This window comes from Roseovarius sp. (genome assembly GCF_018066915.1).
Classification (GTDB): Bacteria; Pseudomonadota; Alphaproteobacteria; order Rhodobacterales; family Rhodobacteraceae; genus Roseovarius.
The window spans coordinates 1-18,159 of sequence record NZ_JAGPVV010000088.1 but is presented as its reverse complement, the minus strand read 5'-3'; the positions used below and the strand labels follow the sequence as shown (position 1 = coordinate 18,159).

Sequence of the window (18,159 nt, the reverse complement as noted above, 5' to 3'; positions counted from 1 at the left end):
CCATGCGCCCGACTCAAGCCGCCTTTCCCGCCACCCGCCTGCGCCGCACCCGCGCAACCCCCAGCATCCGCGCCCTTGTGGCCGAAAATACGCTGACAGCGGGCGATCTGATCTGGCCGCTCTTCGTGCGCGATGGCGATGGGATCGAGGAACCGGTGCCCTCCATGCCCGGTGTCATGCGCCGCTCCATCGACCGCGTGGTCGCCGCCGCCCAAGAGGCCGCCGATCTGGGCATCCCGGCCATCTGCCTCTTTCCCTATACCTCCTCCGAAAACCGCACCGCCGATTGCGCCGAGGCTTGGAACCCCGAGAACCTCAGCAACCGCGCCACCCGCGCGATCAAGGCCGCCGTGCCCGGCATCACTGTGATGACCGATGTGGCGCTCGATCCCTATTCCGACACCGGCCATGACGGCTTTGTCGTGGATGGCGAGATCGTCAATGACGCCACCGTCGAGGCGCTTGTGAAACAGGCGCTCTCACAGGCCGCAGCAGGCGTCGACATCATCGGCCCCTCCGACATGATGGACGGGCGCATCGGGGCCATCCGCGCAGCCCTCGAGGCGCATGGCTATCCCAATGTGATGATCATGTCCTATGCCGCCAAATACGCCTCTGCCTTCTATGGCCCGTTCCGCGATGCGGTGGGGGCGGCGAACGCGCTCAAGGGCGACAAGAAAACCTATCAGATGAACCCCGCCAACACCGACGAGGCGCTGCGCCTGATCGAGCGTGACCTGAGCGAGGGGGCTGATATGGTGATGGTCAAGCCGGGGATGCCTTATCTCGACATTTGCCGGCGGGCCAAGGAAACCTTTGGCGCGCCCACCTTTGCCTATCAGGTGTCGGGCGAATACGCGATGATCATGGCCGCCGCACAGAACGGCTGGATCGACCGCGAACGCGCCATGCTGGAGAGCCTCATGTGCTTCAAACGCGCCGGTTGTGACGGGGTGCTGACCTATTTTGCCCCCGAAGTGGCCCGGATATTGGCGAAAGGATAGCAGCTACGCGCAGCATCCCGCGCATCACCTCAATCCATGGTGACATCTGCGCACCTTGCCCCTATACTGAGTGTCAGACCGGTATGAGACAAAAGACCGGCTCGAAACGAGGCAACAGACAGGCGATCCCATGAGCATTCTGACCAGACGCACTTTCACCCTCGGCCTGATGGCTGGCACGCCGCTTCTTGCGGCCTGCGGCAATGGCGTGGGCAGTTCCGGCGCAGCCACCATCGACGCGCGTGTCGATGCCACTCTGAACCAGATGTATAATCGTTATCCCAACACGCGGGATCTCGCGGATAAATCCAACGGCATGCTCATCATGCCGGTCGTGACCGAGGCGGGCTTTCTCGTCGGGGGCGGCTTTGGCCGCGGCGCGCTGCGCATCAACAATGTGACGGTCGATTACTATTCCGCCACCAAGGGCAGCGTCGGGCTTCAGATCGGCGCACAGCAATTCGCGCATGTGCTGTTTTTCATGACCCCCGACGCGCTCGAGAAATTCCGCCGCTCGTCCGGTTGGGCGGCAGGCGCGGATGTCGAATATGTCTTCAACGACCGGGGCGAGAACATGCGCGCCGAAACGACAACCTCCGCCAGCCCCGTTGTCGCCGTGATCTTCGGTCAGGCCGGGGCCTTGGCGGGCGTCTCGCTCGAAGGCATGAAATACACCCGCATCATTCCCTGAGACCTATCGTTTCCTGACGCCGCGCGCGCACGCTGCGGCGTCAGAGAGGCCAGACGATCAGCAAAAGCGGCAGGCTGATCGCCGTGACCAGCACCTCCAGCGGCAATCCCAGTTTCCAGTAATCGCCAAAGCGAAACCCGCCGGGGCCTAGGATGAGCGTATTGTTCTGATGCCCGATCGGGGTCAGAAACGCACAAGATGCCCCAATCGCCACCGCCATCAGAAAACTGTCCGGGCTCACCCCCAGCGTGCCCGCGATACCCAGCGCGATGGGGCACATCACGGCGGCGGTCGCAGCATTGTTCATCACATCCGACAGGAACATCGTGGTGATCAGGATCACCGCCAGCGCCGCCACCGCCTGCCCCTGCGCCACCTCCATCACCAGAAATTCCGCCAGCACACTGGCAGCGCCCGTGGCCTGCATCGCCCCCGCCACCGGGATGAGCGCCGCAAGGAGCACGATCACCGGCCAGTCAATCGCGGTATAGACCTGCCGTGGCGGCACCGTGCGAAACAGCATCGAGGCCAGCACGCCCAGCGCGAAACTCGCCGCCGCAGGCAGCACACCGAACGTGACCAAGAGGATCGCGCCCACCATGATCGCCGCCGCCGTGATCGCCATCCGGCGGCTGGGCAGGCGCAGATCGCGCGCCCCAAGCGGCACACAGCCCATGTCATGGATAAATTCCGACAGCGATTCCGCCGGTCCCTGCATCAGCAAGAGATCCCCCGACTTGAGCTTGACCGAGCGCAGCCGCGCGCGCGGCGATTGCCCGTCCCGCGCCACCGCCAAGAGGTTGAGCCCATAGCGCGTGCGCAAATGCAGATCACTGGCCGAGAGCCCCACAATCGACGCCGAGGGCAGCACCGCCACCTCGCGCAGCACGGTGTCGCGCTCATCCATCGTCTTGGCGTCTTCGCCCGCCTCCGTGTCGGTCTCGGTCTCCTCCGCCTTGGCGCGTTTCACATCCTCCTCCAGCGTCAGATCGAACACCGACAGCGTTTCCGCCACCGCTTCGACATCCGCCTCGAGCACCAGCACATCCTGTGCCCGGATACGCCGCCCGCCATGCGGGGCCAAGAGCCGCACCTCATTGCGCACCAGCGCCACCACCTGCGCGTCAGAGCTTTCAATCTCCCGCTCAAAGGCGCGCAGCGTGAGGCCGATAGCCTTGCTTTTGTCGCCCACCCGCACCTCGGTCATATAGGCGCCTGCGTCAAACTCAGACGCGCTCGCCGCCTTGCGCGCGGGCACCAGCCGCCAGCCAATCACAGCAATCGCCGCAATGCCCAGCGCCGCCACCGCCACTCCAACCGGGGCAAAATCGAACATCGCAAAGGCCCCGCGCCCGGCATCCTCGCGAAAGCCCGACACAATCAGATTGGGCGGCGTGCCAACCAGCGTCGTCATACCCCCCAGAATGGTGCCAAACGCCAAGGGCATCAAAACCTGCCCCGGCGGCATCTCGAGCCGCTTGGCCAGTTGCACTGCCACCGGCATCAAGAGCGCCATCGCCCCCACATTGTTCATGAACCCAGACAGCGCCGCCCCAAGGCTCAAGAGCGCCGCCATGCTCACCAGTCGCCCCGCCTGACGCGGCAGCACGGCCCGCGCCAGCGCATCGACCGCGCCGGTATTCTGCAACCCTTGGCTCAGCACCAGCACAGAGGCCACGGTGATCACCGCCGGATGACCAAACCCGGCAAAGGCCTCTGCGGCGGGCACCAGCCCTGTCACCACGCACGCCATGAGCGAGGCCAGCGCGACCACGTCATGCCGCAAACGCCCCCACAGAAACAGCCCCATCGTCAGCGCGAGCACGCCGAGGATCATCATCTGCTCAGGCGTCATAGGGCTATCCTCGGATCAAGAACGACAGCCCAACACAAGATCACGGACCTGCGGGCGCTTCAAGCGCCCCCCGGCGTCAGTGCAGCGTGAATTCGCCCACCACGTTGCGCCACTCGCCCGGCGAGATCAGCTTGCGATGGGTAAACCGCACCGAATGAAGCGGGCCTTCAAGTTCGCGCTGCCAGAATTCGATGAAGCCAAAAAGCTTGGGATGATCGGGGGCCAGATCATAATCCTGCCACAGATAACTGTTCAGCACGTTGCGATAATCGGGCATCCGATAGAAAAATTCCGCCGTGGTCAGCCCGTATCCCTTGAGCATCATTTCCGTCTCAGACATCTGCATGTGTCTCTCCTGTCCCTGCCTGACAGAATCATGTTGCCAGAAATAAATTACTTTTCAATAAAAACAGTATGTTAGCACTCATGATTGCTGGCTGACAAAGGCAATGACCCAGCCCCATTGCACCCCATATCCTGCCTCTGATATAGTCCGCTCAACAACATATAGAGAACGATCACTGGACGGTCCCAAACGTGAGCGATACGCCTCAACCCCCTGAAAACATGGATGAAACCCCGCCCGAGCGGCCCGCCTACAGCGGCCCCTCGGTCTCGATCACCCATGAGATGAAGACGTCCTATCTCGATTACGCCATGAGCGTGATCGTCAGCCGCGCGATTCCCGATCTGCGCGACGGCCTCAAACCCGTGCATCGCCGCATCCTCTATGCCATGCACGAAAGCGGCAATACCCACGACAAACCCTACCGCAAATCCGCCCGCGCCGTGGGCGACGTGATGGGCAAATACCACCCCCATGGCGACAGCGCGATCTATGACGCCCTCGTGCGCATGGCGCAGGATTTCTCGATGTCCCTGCCGCTCCTCGATGGTCAGGGCAACTTCGGCTCGATGGATGGCGATAACGCCGCCGCCATGCGCTACACAGAAGTGCGCATGGACAAACCGGCCGCCTATCTCTTGGCCGATATCGAAAAAGAGACCGTCAACTTTCAGGACAATTACGACGGCAAGGACCGCGAGCCGACCGTCCTGCCCGCCCGCTTTCCAAACATGCTGGTCAATGGCGCGGGCGGCATCGCGGTCGGCATGGCCACCAATATCCCGCCGCACAATCTGGGCGAGGTGATTGATGCCACGCTGGCGCTGATCGAAAATCCCGATCTCGAGAGCGAGGATCTGATCCAGTATATCCCCGGCCCCGATTTCCCCACCGGCGGCCTGATGCTCGGGCGCTCCGGCGCGCGCAAGGCCTATCTCGAGGGGCGCGGCTCTGTCATCATCCGCGCCAAAACCCGCATCGAGGAAATCCGCAAGGACCGCTTTGCCATCGTTATCGACCAGATTCCCTATCAGGTGAACAAGGCGACGATGATCGAACGCATCGCCGAGGCCGCCCGCGACAAGCGGATCGAAGGCATCAGTCATGTGCAGGACGAATCCGACCGCAACGGCGTGCGCGTGGTGATCGAGCTCAAACGCGACGCCACCGCCGAGGTGGTGCTCAATCAACTCTACCGGTTTACCCCGATGCAGACCTATTTCGGCTGCAACATGCTGGCTCTCAATGGCGGCAAGCCCGAGCAATTGACGCTGCACCGGTTCCTGTCGCTCTTCATCACCTTCCGCGAAGAGGTGGTCGCGCGCCGCACCGCCTATGACCTGCGCAAGGCGCGCGAGCGCGCGCATGTGCTCTGCGGTCTGGCGGTGGCGGTGTCCAACGTCGATGAGGTGGTGGCCACCATCCGCGCCTCCGCCGACGCCGCCGAAGCCCGGCAAAAGCTGATGGAGCGCCGCTGGCCCGCAGGCGACATCCTGCCCTATATCGCGCTGATCGACGATCCCAGCCACCCGGCCAATGCCGACGGCACCTATAACCTCTCCGAGGTGCAGGCCCGCGCCATTCTCGATCTACGCCTGCAGCGCCTCACGCAACTGGGCGTCAAGGAAGTCACCGACGAACTCCAAGACCTCGCCGGCAAGATCAAGGAATACCTTGCCATCCTCGCCTCCCGCGAGCGGATCATGCAGATCATCGCCGACGAATTGCGCGAAGTGCGTGAACTCTTCGCCGTCCCCCGCCGCACCGAGATTGTGGATTGGTCCGGCGATATGGAGGACGAAGACCTCATCGAGCGCGAGGATATGGTCGTGACCGTCACCAGCGGCGGCTATATCAAGCGCACGGCTCTGGCCGATTTCCGCGCGCAAAAACGCGGCGGCAAGGGGCTCTCGGGCATGGCCACCAAGGACGAGGATGTCGTTACCACCCTCTTTGTCGCCAATACCCACACGCAGCTTCTCTTCTTCACCACCTCCGGCATGGTCTACAAGCTCAAGTGCTGGCGCTTGCCCCTTGGCGGGCGCACGTCCAAGGGCAAGGCCATCGTCAATATCCTGCCCATTCCCACCGGGGTCTCCATCGCGGCGATCATGCCCGTCGACCGCCCCGAGGAAGACTGGGAAGACCTGCAAATCGTCTTTGCCACCTCGGCAGGCGATGTGCGGCGCAATGCGCTGTCGGATTTCACCAATGTCATGCGCAACGGCAAGATCGCGATGGACCTGCCCGAGGGCATTGAATTGGTCAACGCGCGCATCTGCGGCCCCGAGGATGACGTGATGCTGGTCACGGATTCCGGTCGGGCCATCCGCTTCCCCACCACCGAGGTGCGCGTCTTCAAGGGCCGCAAATCCACCGGCGTGCGCGGCATTCGCCTGCTCGGCGATGACCGCGTGGTGTCGATGTCCGTCATCAGCCATTTCGACGCCACCGCCGATGACCGCGCCGCCTATCTCAAGATGCGCCGCCAAATGGCCGGGGCCGAAGACGAAGGCACCAGCGATGACGAAGGCAATGCCGACGCCGCCCTAAGCCCCGAGCGGTTCGAGGAAATGCAGACGGCAGAAAACCTGATCCTGACCATCACCGCGCGCGGCACTGGCAAGTTGAGCTCGAGCCACGATTACCCCGTGCGCGGGCGCGGCGGCATGGGCGTGCAGGCGATGGACAAATCCATGCGCGGCGGCGCGGTCGTGGCCTCCTTCCCGGTCACGCTCGAGGACCAGATCATGCTCGCCACTTCCAAGGGCCAGTCAATCCGCGTGCCGGTCATGGGAATCTCCTTCCGCTCGCGCAGCGCAGGCGGGGTCAAGGTGTTCAACACCGGCACCGGCGAAGAGGTGGTTTCCGTAGCCTGGATCGCCGAACAGGCCGAAGAGGACGAGACCGCCGAAGGCTGAACCATCGACGCCGTGACAGGGTATCATCACGCTCCGGCCCCATTTTCGCCGAATTTACCATGATGATACCCTAGTCGCTTCGCGGCATGGTTGTATTGGTCTCCTTCGGTTCCCGGCTCCTCTCATAGCGGATACTCCCATGGCCAAGCCCCCGCGCGCCAGCATGGACCAAACCGGCCTCAACCTGATCCGGATCGTGATCGGCTCTTATTTCCTCGCGCTCTCGCTCGATCTCGTGTCTGGGCTCGATGCGGCCACGCTCTTTGCCGCCCTCATGCCCCATGCGGCGGCGGATCTGATCGGCTCGATGCTGCTCTTTTGCCTCAGCGCGGCGTTGATGGCGGGGCTGCACCTGCGCCTAGCGGCGCTGAGCCTCGCGCTTTTGGTGTTCTGCTCCAGCCTTGTGCAGAACCTCATCACCGTCACCCCCGACAGCCTCTCGGCCTTCTGGCGCGATCTGACCTTGGCCACGGCGGTCTTGCTGACCTATCTCACCCTTGGCCCCGGCGCGCTGCGCCGTGCCTCGGTGCTGGCCCACCGCGCCCGCCTGCGCCGCGCCATGGCACAACGGGCCGTCAACCCGCGCCGCATCACACCGCAACCGGCCCAGAAGCGCCCCGTCCAACAGGAAATCCGCAGCGCTCTTGCCGCCGCCAAGATTCCACATCGTCCCGCCTCGCAGGACGAGGACGCACCCGACAATATCTTTGCGAATATCTGACCGGGCACGCGCCGCTTAACCCAACCTCAACCCTTCCGGCGCAGACTGGGCGCGATTTTCCTTGCGCCGGATGCCCGCCGATGAACCTTTATTGCTGCATGATCGACCTCAAGCAGGATGCCAAGGCACTGGCCTTCGCCGCCGCTCTCGACGCCTGGCTCACGCATCTGCACCACCACGGCACCATCGGTCCCTGGCGCCTTTTGCGGCGCAAGCTCAATCTCGCGGCCGATGCCTATGGCGATTTCCTGTTGGAGATCGAGGTTGATGATCTGGCCCAGCTTGACCGCGCCTTTCGCCTCACCGGCGCACAGGACGAGGTGACAACCGTGCTGCATGACCGCGTGCATGCCCAGATTGCTGAGGCGCGCTTTGCCCTCTACCGCCCCTTCCCCGATGCCGAACGGGTCGACCGCATGTCCCTGATCTGAACCCGACGTTCATCTGGCCCTAAATACCTCTGGGGGTCCGGGGAACAGCGTCCCCTGCCTGCCCGCCCGCCTCAGGCGCGCGGCTCAGTTCGCGACGTTGTTCGCGGTCGAGGCAAAGCCAACGACTGTGCCAAAGAGCCCAAGAATGGTCTGCACGCGCGTGACCGGCGATTCGGTCGCAAGCAGCGTATCGCCCGGATTGATCTGGAACTGCCGCGCGGCAAAGAGCCCATCCGCATTGGTGAAATCCAGCGAGAAAATCACCTGACGCATCTCGGGGCCGGGCTTGTCGGGGTTGATATGCTGCGGCTCGTATTCCCGCAGCACCAACAAACCCTTGGGATCGGCGCGCGCCGCACTCAGCCCGCCCATCATCGAGACCGCTTCCATCGCCGTCACCTGCTCATCCTCAAAGGCAATCACCTTCTGGGTGCCCGCAGCCCCCAGCACGTTGAACGTGCGATCATCCTCGGTCACGACAATCTGGTCGCCGCCGCGCACCAGCGCATTGCGTCCCGGCTCGGCATACAGGCTCTCTGCCCGCGTCTCATACACTTCTCCGCCGCGTTGCAGAATCACCAGCGGATTGACCATCGCGGAGGAAATACCGCCCGCACTCGCCAGCACGCTCAGGATGCGCGTGTTGCGCGACAAGAGCGGATAGTTGCCCGGTGCGGCCACACCGCCCACCACATCGACGGCATTGTTGCGCCCCGGCTCCACGTTCAACTGCACCTGCGCCGAGGGCGCGATTTCCAGCATCCGCTCCTGCAAGGTGGCGCGCGCTTCGGATTCGGTCATGCCGCGCAGGGCGATTTCGCCGATATAGGGCATGAACACGGTGCCCGATGGCGACACCGTCAGCCCCGCGACGGGGGTCGAGCGCGACGCCTCGCTGGCTAGCAAAGAATTTTCCTGATTGTCCCAGACGATCACATTGAGCGTATCGCCAGTCTGGATGGTGGTGGAGTCCGGCCCCCGGCTTGCCGACAACCAGCGATAGCTGCCCTTCCAGCCCGACGCAGGCCAGAGCGCCAGCGCCGGTGTCGAGCGGCGCGTCACTTCGACCACCTGGAATGTCGGCGACTTGTTGTCCTGTTCTGCCAGAACCTCGCTTTGCAGGGCGGCACCACGGGGCAAACTGCAGGCCGCCACCGCGGCCAAGATCATAAACCCGAGGACCATCCTGATTGTGCGCGTCACTCTCCGACTCCCTCGTTTCTTCAGCATCGCCTCGGTTCCTACCCCGGTCCTGCCGTGCTAGACAATCATAATCTGCCCCTCAACGACAGGCAAAGCCGCATGTTGGCCGAAATGCGCCATGACCCAACCGTGCTGATCACCGGCGCCTCTGGCCGCATCGGCACGCTTTTGCGTGCGGCTTGGCGCGCTCCGGTGGGCCTGCGCCCCCTCTGGCTGGCACGTCGGGGCCCGGCGGATATCCTGTGGTCTCCGGGCGAGCCGCTGCCGCCTGATCTCCCCCGCTGCGACACGGTGATTGCCCTCTGGGGACAGGTCACAGGCACGCCCGAGGATCTGGTCGCCAATATCTCGCTTGTGCGTCACGGGGCGGTTCTGGCGCGGGCCTGTGGCGCGCGGCGCATGCTGCATCTCTCCTCCGCCGCCGTTTACGGCCCCGGCACGGCCCTGACAGAAGACACCCCGCCCACTCCCACCAGCGCCTATGGCCGCGCCAAGCTGGCGATGGAGGCGGCGGTGCGCGCCCTGCCCCGCGGTGCCACGCGCCATTGCTGCTTGCGGCTCGCCAATGTGGTCGGCGCCGATAGCCTCGCCCCGGCCCTGCGCGCCCAGAGCGGTCCGGTGCGGCTCGACCGTTTCTCGGATGGCACCGGCCCCTTGCGCAGCTATATTGCGCCCGGCGACCTCGCGCAGGTGCTGCGCGCACTCTCAGAGCTTCCCCCGGACCATTTGCCCGGCGTGCTCAACGTGACCGCCCCAGCACCTGTGACGATGGAAAGCCTCGTGCGCGCCGCCGGTCGCCCACTTCTATGGCAACCGGCCCCGGAAAATGCGGTTCAGGCCGTGACCCTCGATGGCAGCTCTCTTGCCGGTCTGCTTCCGTTTCTGTATCTGACGCAGACAGCGCAGCAGATGATCGACGACTGGCACAGCCTGGAGATGGCACCATGACCCCAGCCAAACGGGCCTTTGACGTGGGATTTGCACTCCTGCTCATCGTGATCCTGTTTCCGATCATGGTTGTGATCGCGCTTCTCATCGCCTTTCTGGACGGGCGGCCGGTGTTCTACCTGTCCGAGCGCATGAAGACGCCCGATACCCCGTTCTGCCTGTGGAAATTCCGCACCATGCGCGTTGTCGAGAACGATGCTGGCGTTTCCACCGGCTACAAGCGACACCGCATCACCCCGCTCGGCCGCCGCCTGCGCGCCACCCGGCTTGACGAACTGCCGCAACTTCTCAACGTGTTGCGCGGCGACATGAGCTTTGTCGGCCCCCGCCCGCCGCTGCGCTGCTATGTCGAAAGCTGCCCCGAAATCTATGCCCGCGTGCTCGAAAGACGCCCCGGCGTCACGGGTCTGGCCACGCTCATCTACCACCGCACCGAGGAAAAACTGCTCTCGGCCTGCACCTGTCCTGAAAGCGGCGAGACCACCTATGTCACCCGTTGCATCCCCCGCAAGGCGCGGCTCGACCTGATCTGGGCGCGTCATCAGAGCCTCTGCTACGACATTCGCCTGATCTTCCAGACCGTGATTCGAGTCTTTTCCCGGCGGCGCAGCTACCGCGTTGATCGAGGCTGATCCACGCGGCGGAGAGCACGGCTTTGCACAAGTTTTAGCCCAATCGGCTAAAAATTGCTCAGAGTCCGTTCTCAAACTTTCAAATCACTGTTAAGTTGGATTTCTATTCAGGGCGTAAGCGCCTACAACGAAATTGATCCGAAAGCGCTTTATCTCAGGGGTCCGTGCCGTGCTTTACAAAATCGTCACCTCGCTGAAACAAGGCCAGAAACAGGCGTTTTTCCTGACACTCGACATGCTGATTGTCGTGGTCTCCTATGTAATCTCCGTCATTCTTTATCTCGGGCCCTCGGCGCTTTGGTCAAATCTCGGCGCGGCCTCGAATGACCTCTTCGCGATGATGTGCATCGCGGCGGCCCTCGCCACCTATTTCGGCCTGCACAAGGTCAAGCTGAAATCCTACGAAATGCAGGGGATGCTCAGTTCGGGTTGGGTGGCCTTGGCCATCACCGCCAGCGGGCTTGCCTTCGCGGCCTTCGACACGAGCGTCGCAGCCCCGGCGACGGTCTATATCGTCACGGGCGTGATGTTCCTGACCCTGTCCGCGACCTCGCGACTGGTGCTGCGCACCGCGCTTTTGCGCATTTACCGCAACGGCAACAGCCGCCTGCGCGTGCTCATCTACGGGGCGGGTCAGACCGGCCAACAGCTTGCCACAGCCCTCGCGACCGACGATGCCGTGTTGCCCATGGTCTTTGTCGATGACGAGCCGCGCCTGCAATCGCTGACCATCGCCGGGCTCAAGGTCCACAAATCCGAAGACCTCCCCGAATTGGTCAAACGCTACGACATCCAGCGCGTGATCCTCGCCATGCCGAGCGCCCCGCCCGCGAAACGCGCGCTTTTGACGCGGCGCATCGCCGAACACGGCGTCGAGGTGCATGCCCTGCCCTCCTTTGCCGACCTGATTTCGAACGATGCCCACAGCCTCTATCAAAGCCGCCCGGTCGATCTCAACGAACTCTTGGGGCGCGACGGACTCGAGGACAAATTGCCCGGCTCGCGCGACACCTACCGGGGGCGCTGCATCCTTGTCACCGGCGCGGGTGGCTCCATCGGCTCGGAACTCTGCCGCCAGCTGATCACCTGCGATCCCGGCCATCTGATCCTGCTCGACCACGCCGAACATGCCCTGTTCGAGATCGAGCGCGAATTGCGCAGCCTCGCCCCCACCCTGCGGATTTCCCCGGTGCTTGGGTCCGTCTGCGAAAAATCCCTCGTCAACGTGCTGATGCGCTCGCGCAAGGTCGAAATCGTGCTGCACGCCGCCGCCTACAAACACGTGCCGATGGTCGAATCGAACGCCATCGAAGGCATGCGCAACAATGTCATCGGCACGCGCACCGTGGCACAGGCGGCGCGGGATGCGGGCGTCGAACGCTTCATCCTCGTCTCCACCGACAAGGCCGTGCGCCCGGTGAGCGTGATGGGGGCCTCCAAACGCTTTGCCGAAATGATCGTGCAGGACCTCGCCACCCGCAGCAGCAGCACGCGCTTTTCCATGGTGCGGTTCGGCAATGTGCTGGGATCATCCGGCTCGGTCATTCCGCTCTTTGCCGAACAGATCGCACGCGGCGGTCCGGTCACGCTCACTCATGCCGATGTCACCCGCTATTTCATGACCATCCCCGAGGCCGCGCGCCTCGTGCTCTTGGCCGGGTCCTTCGCGCGGGGCGGGGATGTCTTTGTGCTCGACATGGGCAAACCCGTCGCGGTGCGCGACGTGGCGCGCAAGATGATCGAAGGCTCAGGCCTCACCGTGCGCGATGCGCAAAACCCCCATGGCGACATCGAAATCCGGATCACCGGCCTGCGCCCCGGCGAAAAGCTCTATGAAGAACTCTTGATCGGCTCCGACATGCTGACCACGCCGCACCCCAAAATCCTGCGCGCCCAAGAAGGCCACCTGTCGGAAATCGAACTCGCCAAGGCGCTCAAATCGCTCTCCGAGGCGATCGAGACCCGCGACGTGGCACTCCTGCGCAGCGTGCTGGCCCAGTGGATCGAGCAGATCGAAGAGCGCCCCGACGCAACCGTAAATCAGTAACCGTCAGCCCGCCAGCGCGCCGAACTTGGCCTCCAGATAGGCCAAAAGCGGCCCCGCCGTGGGCTCGCCCCCAGAGGCCCGCGCAATCACCTCTGCCGGCTCATAAAGCCCACCATGACGCTGCACCGCCCCGCGCAACCATGCGGTCGCGGGGGCCAAATCCCCCCGCGCCAATTGCGCCTCAAGCTCCGGCACTGCCGCCTGCAACGCGGCAAAGAGGCACCCGGCATAGAGATTGCCCAGACTATAGGTCGGGAAATAGCCAAACAGCCCCACCGACCAATGCACATCCTGCAAGACGCCATTGGACGCGCGATCCACCTGATATCCGAAATCTGCAGCAAAGCGGTCGTTCCACGCGGCCTCTAGATCGGCCACGCCCAGATCCCCCGCGATCAACGCCCGCTCCAGATCATAGCGCAGCATGACATGCAGGTTATACTGCACCTCGTCGGCCTCTGTCCGGATATGGCCACGATGGACCCGGTTCACGGCGCGATAGAATGTCTCTTCATCGGCAATGCCGAAATCGCCAAACCCATCCCGCATCCGCCCATAGAGCCAGCCACAGAATGCCCGGCTGCGCCCCAACTGGTTTTCGTAAATCCGGCTCTGGCTCTCATGCACCCCCATCGACACCCCTTGCCCCAAGGGCGTCAGGCGATAGGCCGGATCAATCCCCTGCTCGTAACAGGCATGCCCGACCTCGTGGATGGTGGAATAGAAACAGTTGAACGGGTCCGCCTCGCTCACCCGCGTGGTGATCCGCACATCATCGCCGCTGCCGGAACTGAAGGGATGCACCGCCAGATCAAGCCGCCCCCGGCTCAGGTCATAGCCAAAGACCTCTGCCAATTCCCGCGACAGCGCCAGTTGCGCGGCAGGGTCAAACCGCCCCGTCAGCTTGGGCCAGTCCACCTCCAGCGCCGCCCCACGCAGCGCCACCAGACGCGGCCGCATCTCGGCGAACATCGCATCGAGCTTGGCCGCGCCCATGCCCGGCTCATAATCCTCCAGCAGCGCATCATAGAGCGCGCCGCCCCCTGACAGGGCCGCCGCCTCCTCGCGCTTGAGGCGCACCACTTCGGCCAGAACGGGCGCAAAGGCGGCATAGTCATCCGCCGCCCGCGCCTCGGCCCATTGCCCCTGCGCCCGGCTCGTCAACCGCGCCAGCGCCACCGCCAATTCCCCCGGCACCTTGACCGCCCGCGCGTAATCGCGCCGGATATGGCGCAACTGCGCCCGCGCTACAGGCTCGGTCGCCTCCGCCTCGGCCTGCGCCAGCGCATCGCCCCGCGCAGGGTCTACCCGCCGCGCATGCAGCATCGCCTGCATCGCGCCCGATTCCTCGGCCCGCTGATCGGCGGCCCCGCGCGGCATCATGGTTTCCTGATCCCAGCCCAGCCGCCCGGCCACCTGCGCCAAGGCCTGCGTCTCGCGCTCGCGCGCCATCAGATCGTCATAGGCGCTCATGCTCAGGCCCCCCGAATGGATGTGGCGCGCGGATACTGGCTCAGGAACCGCGCCCGCAGGATCAGCACCCAGAGCACCACCCCCACGAATTGATGCGCAATGGCCAGTTGCCAAGGCGCGATATAAAGCACCGTCATGATGCCCAGCACGATCTGGAGCAGCAGCACAGCAAAGGCGGCGGTAAAGGCCCCCCGCGTGCGCTCATGCGCGCTCTTGCGCCCGCGCAGCCAAACCACCACGGCAAAAACCAGCAAGAGATAGCCGCTCATCCGGTGAATGAACTGCACCGTGCCGGGGTTCTCAAAGAGGTTGCGCCACCAGGGCTGCAATTCCATCATGTCGGGTGGCAGAAATCCCCCCGCCATCAGCGGCCAGTCGGTATAGCTGCGCCCGGCATCAATCCCCGCTACCAGCGCCCCCAGCAGGATTTGCAGAAACGCAAAATGCATGAGCCCCGTCGAGAGGCTATAGAGCTTCGCCTCGCGCCCCCGCCGCGCCTGCATCAGCTCCCGCTCCTCGCGCCCCAAGAGAAACACGAACCACGCGATCACGCCAAGGATCACAAAAGCCAGCCCCAGATGCGTCGCCAACCGGTAAGAGGCCACCGCCACCATCTCCCCCGTCAGACCAGAGGACACCATCCACCAGCCGATGGCCCCCTGCGTGCCCCCCAAGGCCCCCAAGAGCAGCAAACGCCCGGTCCACCCGTTCGGGATCTGCCGCGCGATGAGAAACCCGAAAAAGCCCAAGGCCCAGACAAGCCCGATCAAACGGCCCAATTGCCGGTGCCCCCATTCCCACCAATAGATGACCTGAAACTCCGCAAGGGTCATGCCCTTGTTCATCAACTCATATTGCGGAATGGCGCGGTATTTGTCGAACTCCTCCATCCAATGCGCCTCAGACATCGGCGGCAGCGCCCCGGTCACCGGCTTCCATTCGGTGATGCTGAGGCCACTGTCGGTGAGGCGCGTAAGGCCCCCCACCGCGATCATCACCACGACCAAGGCAAAAAGGATCATCAGCCAGACCCGGATCGCCCCTCGCGCGCCGCGACGGCCCGCGTCGATCATGCCGCCTTGCGGCACAGGCTTGACGGCCCCCGTTTGTCCGACCTCTTCGAAAATGCTGCGTTTTCCGCTCATGCTTACGCCTCTTGTCCCTTGGCTCTGCGAGACACTAGAGCGCGTCCCCGCCTGCTTCAACCACGCGCCTTCCAGCGGACCATCTGCCGCATCACCCCATGCAAGGTCTGCACATCGGCGCGCGTCATCGGCATCCGGCTCCACATGTTGCGCAGGTTGGTCTTCATACTGTCGGCCTTGTGCTCGGGAAAGAAAAACCCGGCCTCCTCCAGCCGTTCCTCGTAATGCGCGGCCAAGGCTTCGACCTCGACCTGCGCGGCCCAGTCGGTCTTGGCCAGATCGACCCGCTCAGGCACCACCTGCCCCGCTGCGCGCTGCCATTCATAGGCCACCAAGAGCACGCATTGACCCAGATTGAGACTGGCGAACGCCGGATTGACCGGCACGTTGATGATGGCATTGGCGCGGGCGATATCGTCATTCTCCAACCCTGCGCGCTCGGGACCAAAAAGCACCGCCACCTTCTCACCCGCCGCGATTTTCTCGACCGCCAGCACCATGGCACGCTCGGGGCTCAACACCGGCTTGGTCAGCCCCCGCGCCCGCGCGGTCGTGGCCAGCACATAGGAACAATCGCTCACCGCCTCGGCAGTATCCGCCACCAACAGCGCCTCATCAAGAAGCCGCCCCGCCCCGCTTGCCATGGCATCGGCCTTGGGATTGGGCCAGCCATCGCGCGGCGCCACGATCCGCATCCGGTCAAGGCCAAAGTTCCACATCGCCCGCGCCGCCGCCCCGATATTCTCGCCCATCTGCGGACGCACGAGGACAAAGGCAGGCTGGGGACGGTCGCTCGGCATGGGGGGTCTCACTCCTTGGTCATGCAAGGGGGCCCGCCACCGGCAAGCCCCCTCGTTCATCGTTCTTCAAATACTCAAATCAACCCGGACCACAAGACGCCGCCCGATCGGTTCACCGTATCACTCGGCTGCCTTGGTCGCCGCAGCCCCCGCCGGAGCGTCGCCTTCGGCCTTGGGCGGACGCTTGGCGCGCGGCTTGCGCGGCCGCTTGGCGGCACCCTCCGCAGCCTCCGTGGTCTCTGCGGCCTGCGCCTCTGGGGCGCTCGGCTCTTGCACCGGCTCCCCGCGCGGCTCAGAGGCAGCAGCCCCCTGATCGCCTGCGCGGTCATGGCCGCGGCGTGGCCCCCGCTCGGGCGCATGCGACCGGCGGCGCGACGGTTCGGGTTGCGGCTTGCTCTCGGGTGTCTCGACCAGACCGATCTCGCGGTCGTCATAGCCACCGATCACATCGGGCTGCGTTTGTGCGGCGGGATCATGCGAACTGGGCTGCTCGCCCTCGTCACTGTCACGCCCGCCGGACCGCTCGGGCCGGTCGCGGTCACGATCCTGCTGGCGGTCGCGGTTAAAGCGTTCCTGCTCCTCGCGGCGCGCATCCTGCTCTTTCTGCGCTTCGCTCAGCAGACGCAGATAGTGCTCCGCATGCTGCTGGAAATTCTCGGTCGCCACCCGGTCGCCCGCCAATTGCGCATCGCGCGCCAACTGGTTGTACTTCTCGATGATCTGCTGTGGCGTGCCGCGCACCTTGCCCTCGGGACCCGAGCTGTCAAACACGCGGTTGACAACATTCCCGACGGTGCGGTTGCGGTTCGGCTTGTTCCGCTGACGTGACTTCGATGATCTCATATGGTGCTGTCCAGCCCTGATGCTCAAAATGTTCGCTTGACCCGACTGGCGCCCCTTGCGCCGAATAAAACCGGATCGGACATGTTCTGGCTTGGTGTCAAGCGGGACCGCCCGAATGGGCATCCTCCGTCTTGACTGCGCACCAATAAGCACGCGCCGCCCGGTCACACAAGAGCAAAGCGGAATATTTCCGCAAATCTCGCGGATTATGGCGCAATTCCGCGTGATAGGACAGGCCAGACCCCGCACACCACCCGGTCGCGCCCCTCCAGATCAGGCAGCACCGCCACCGCCTCGAATCCCGCCGCGCGCAGGATATCGGCCACCGCCGCCCCCTGCCTCCAGCCGATTTCGACCATCAGCCGCCCTCCGGGGCGCAGATGTGCACCCGCCCCGCCCGCAATCGCGCGATAGGCCGCCAGCCCATCCGCCTCATCGGTCAATGCGAGGCGCGGATCGTGGTCCCGCACCTCGGGCATCAGCCCGGCCATTTCATCCACACCGATATAGGGCGGGTTCGACACGATCAGATCAAAGAGCCCCGTAACCCCTGCAAACCAATCCGCCCGGATCACATCCAGCCGCGCCGCCACCCCCGCCCGCGCGGCATTGCGCGCCGCCACCGCAAGCGCCGCGTCTGACAGGTCCGTGGCCACGCCCCGCACCTCGGGCCATTCCGCCAAGAGCGTCACCGCAAGGATACCACTCCCCGTGCCAAGATCGAGCAAAGTCAAGGGCTTGGGTCCCGCCAACGCCTCGGCGATCAGACATTCCGTCTCGGGGCGCGGATCGAGAACATCCGCTGTCACCTCAAACTCCCGCCCCCAGAACACCCGCCGCCCAAGGATCTTGGCCACAGGTTCCCGCGCCGCCCGCCGCGCGATCAGCGCCGCGAACCGCACCGCCGCCCCAGGTTCCAGATCCTCACCCAGATGCAGCGTCAGCCGGTCGCGTGCAATCCCCACCGCCTCGGCCAAAAGGGCACGCGCGTCCCCCGCAGAGCCATCAATGCCCGCCGCCTCCAGACGCCGCGCAGCCTCCAACAAGGCCTCGCGCAGGGTCACGACATTTCGGCCAGCAAGGTGGCCTGCGCATCCGC

The 18,159-nt window shown here is 64.3% G+C and carries 16 protein-coding genes; 8 read left to right on the top strand and 8 right to left on the bottom strand.

Translation table 11 applies throughout. The features are described from left to right. The first annotated feature begins 2 nt into the window (after positions 1–2). Entirely contained in the window at positions 3–1,004 is a 1,002-nt protein-coding gene (hemB, locus tag KBT70_RS05030; RefSeq protein ID WP_296629431.1) for a porphobilinogen synthase, read from the top strand. A 130-nt stretch (positions 1,005–1,134) separates the two neighbouring features. After that, positions 1,135–1,695, top strand: coding sequence for a YSC84-related protein (locus KBT70_RS05025; protein WP_296629430.1), 561 nt, complete (start codon positions 1,135–1,137; stop codon positions 1,693–1,695). Between the two features lie 40 nt (positions 1,696–1,735). On the opposite strand, the gene KBT70_RS05020 is transcribed toward KBT70_RS05025, so the two are convergent. Further along, positions 1,736–3,550 (bottom strand): SLC13 family permease, encoded by a 1,815-nt coding sequence (locus KBT70_RS05020; protein ID WP_296629429.1) that lies wholly within the window; start codon positions 3,548–3,550, stop codon positions 1,736–1,738. A gap of 76 nt (positions 3,551–3,626) precedes the next feature. Then, positions 3,627–3,896, bottom strand: a complete 270-nt coding sequence (locus tag KBT70_RS05015) for an usg protein (protein WP_296629428.1) — start codon at positions 3,894–3,896, stop codon at positions 3,627–3,629. A 221-nt stretch (positions 3,897–4,117) separates the two neighbouring features. Between KBT70_RS05015 and gyrA the strand changes: the two genes are divergently transcribed. From gyrA to KBT70_RS05000, 3 genes are all read left to right on the top strand, one after another. After that, positions 4,118–6,817 (top strand): DNA gyrase subunit A, encoded by a 2,700-nt coding sequence (gene gyrA, locus KBT70_RS05010; RefSeq protein WP_296629434.1) that lies wholly within the window; start codon positions 4,118–4,120, stop codon positions 6,815–6,817. A gap of 139 nt (positions 6,818–6,956) precedes the next feature. Further along, positions 6,957–7,538, top strand: coding sequence for a hypothetical protein (locus tag KBT70_RS05005; RefSeq protein ID WP_296629427.1), 582 nt, complete (start codon positions 6,957–6,959; stop codon positions 7,536–7,538). An 80-nt stretch (positions 7,539–7,618) separates the two neighbouring features. Next, entirely contained in the window at positions 7,619–7,969 is a 351-nt protein-coding gene (locus tag KBT70_RS05000; protein WP_296629426.1) for a DUF6614 family protein, read from the top strand. Positions 7,970–8,053: 84 nt separating this feature from the next. Here the strand turns inward: KBT70_RS05000 and KBT70_RS04995 are convergent, their stop codons facing one another. Beyond that, the gene (locus tag KBT70_RS04995) at positions 8,054–9,172 is read right to left on the bottom strand and encodes a polysaccharide biosynthesis/export family protein (RefSeq protein WP_363270109.1); all 1,119 of its coding nucleotides are present in this window, start codon (positions 9,170–9,172) and stop codon (positions 8,054–8,056) included. A gap of 99 nt (positions 9,173–9,271) precedes the next feature. On the opposite strand from KBT70_RS04995, the gene KBT70_RS04990 reads away from it, so the two are divergent. From KBT70_RS04990 to KBT70_RS04980, 3 genes are all read left to right on the top strand, one after another. Beyond that, entirely contained in the window at positions 9,272–10,120 is an 849-nt protein-coding gene (locus KBT70_RS04990) for an NAD-dependent epimerase/dehydratase family protein (RefSeq protein WP_296629425.1), read from the top strand. Further along, positions 10,117–10,752 carry a sugar transferase gene (locus KBT70_RS04985; protein ID WP_296629424.1) on the top strand — a complete coding sequence of 212 codons (636 nt, stop codon included), beginning with the start codon at positions 10,117–10,119 and terminating at the stop codon, positions 10,750–10,752. Before KBT70_RS04990 ends, KBT70_RS04985 begins: the two co-directional genes overlap by 4 nt. Before the next feature lie 169 nt (positions 10,753–10,921). Continuing rightward, positions 10,922–12,799 (top strand): nucleoside-diphosphate sugar epimerase/dehydratase, encoded by a 1,878-nt coding sequence (locus tag KBT70_RS04980; RefSeq protein WP_296629423.1) that lies wholly within the window; start codon positions 10,922–10,924, stop codon positions 12,797–12,799. A 3-nt stretch (positions 12,800–12,802) separates the two neighbouring features. On the opposite strand, the gene KBT70_RS04975 is transcribed toward KBT70_RS04980, so the two are convergent. From KBT70_RS04975 to prmC, 5 genes are all read right to left on the bottom strand, one after another. Then, positions 12,803–14,272 (bottom strand): carboxypeptidase M32, encoded by a 1,470-nt coding sequence (locus KBT70_RS04975; RefSeq protein ID WP_296629422.1) that lies wholly within the window; start codon positions 14,270–14,272, stop codon positions 12,803–12,805. A gap of 2 nt (positions 14,273–14,274) precedes the next feature. Next, complete coding sequence (gene ctaA / locus KBT70_RS04970; RefSeq protein ID WP_296629421.1) at positions 14,275–15,417, bottom strand: heme A synthase; 1,143 nt, start codon at positions 15,415–15,417, stop codon at positions 14,275–14,277. Positions 15,418–15,473: 56 nt separating this feature from the next. Further along, a complete protein-coding gene (locus tag KBT70_RS04965; RefSeq protein ID WP_296629420.1) occupies positions 15,474–16,217 on the bottom strand; it encodes an RNA methyltransferase in 744 nt (247 codons plus the stop codon). A 120-nt stretch (positions 16,218–16,337) separates the two neighbouring features. After that, positions 16,338–17,060, bottom strand: a complete 723-nt coding sequence (locus KBT70_RS04960) for a DUF4167 domain-containing protein (protein WP_296629419.1) — start codon at positions 17,058–17,060, stop codon at positions 16,338–16,340. Between the two features lie 206 nt (positions 17,061–17,266). Continuing rightward, entirely contained in the window at positions 17,267–18,124 is an 858-nt protein-coding gene (prmC, locus tag KBT70_RS04955) for a peptide chain release factor N(5)-glutamine methyltransferase (protein WP_296629432.1), read from the bottom strand. Positions 18,125–18,159 lie beyond the last annotated feature (35 nt).

Bases quoted from the DNA above. Each gene is read 5' to 3' on its own strand.
- KBT70_RS05015 (WP_296629428.1), bottom strand. From the start codon at position 3,896: ATGCAGATGTCTGAGACGGAAATGATGCTCAAGGGATACGGGCTGACC.
- KBT70_RS04990 (WP_296629425.1), top strand. From the start codon at position 9,272: ATGTTGGCCGAAATGCGCCATGACCCAACCGTGCTGATCACCGGCGCC.
- KBT70_RS04985 (WP_296629424.1), top strand. From the start codon at position 10,117: ATGACCCCAGCCAAACGGGCCTTTGACGTGGGATTTGCACTCCTGCTC.
- KBT70_RS04965 (WP_296629420.1), bottom strand. From the start codon at position 16,217: ATGCCGAGCGACCGTCCCCAGCCTGCCTTTGTCCTCGTGCGTCCGCAG.
- hemB (WP_296629431.1), top strand. From the start codon at position 3: ATGCGCCCGACTCAAGCCGCCTTTCCCGCCACCCGCCTGCGCCGCACC.
- KBT70_RS05025 (WP_296629430.1), top strand. From the start codon at position 1,135: ATGAGCATTCTGACCAGACGCACTTTCACCCTCGGCCTGATGGCTGGC.
- KBT70_RS05000 (WP_296629426.1), top strand. From the start codon at position 7,619: ATGAACCTTTATTGCTGCATGATCGACCTCAAGCAGGATGCCAAGGCA.
- KBT70_RS05020 (WP_296629429.1), bottom strand. From the start codon at position 3,550: ATGACGCCTGAGCAGATGATGATCCTCGGCGTGCTCGCGCTGACGATG.
- KBT70_RS05005 (WP_296629427.1), top strand. From the start codon at position 6,957: ATGGCCAAGCCCCCGCGCGCCAGCATGGACCAAACCGGCCTCAACCTG.
- KBT70_RS04960 (WP_296629419.1), bottom strand. From the start codon at position 17,060: ATGAGATCATCGAAGTCACGTCAGCGGAACAAGCCGAACCGCAACCGC.
- KBT70_RS04975 (WP_296629422.1), bottom strand. From the start codon at position 14,272: ATGAGCGCCTATGACGATCTGATGGCGCGCGAGCGCGAGACGCAGGCC.
- ctaA (WP_296629421.1), bottom strand. From the start codon at position 15,417: ATGAGCGGAAAACGCAGCATTTTCGAAGAGGTCGGACAAACGGGGGCC.
- gyrA (WP_296629434.1), top strand. From the start codon at position 4,118: ATGGATGAAACCCCGCCCGAGCGGCCCGCCTACAGCGGCCCCTCGGTC.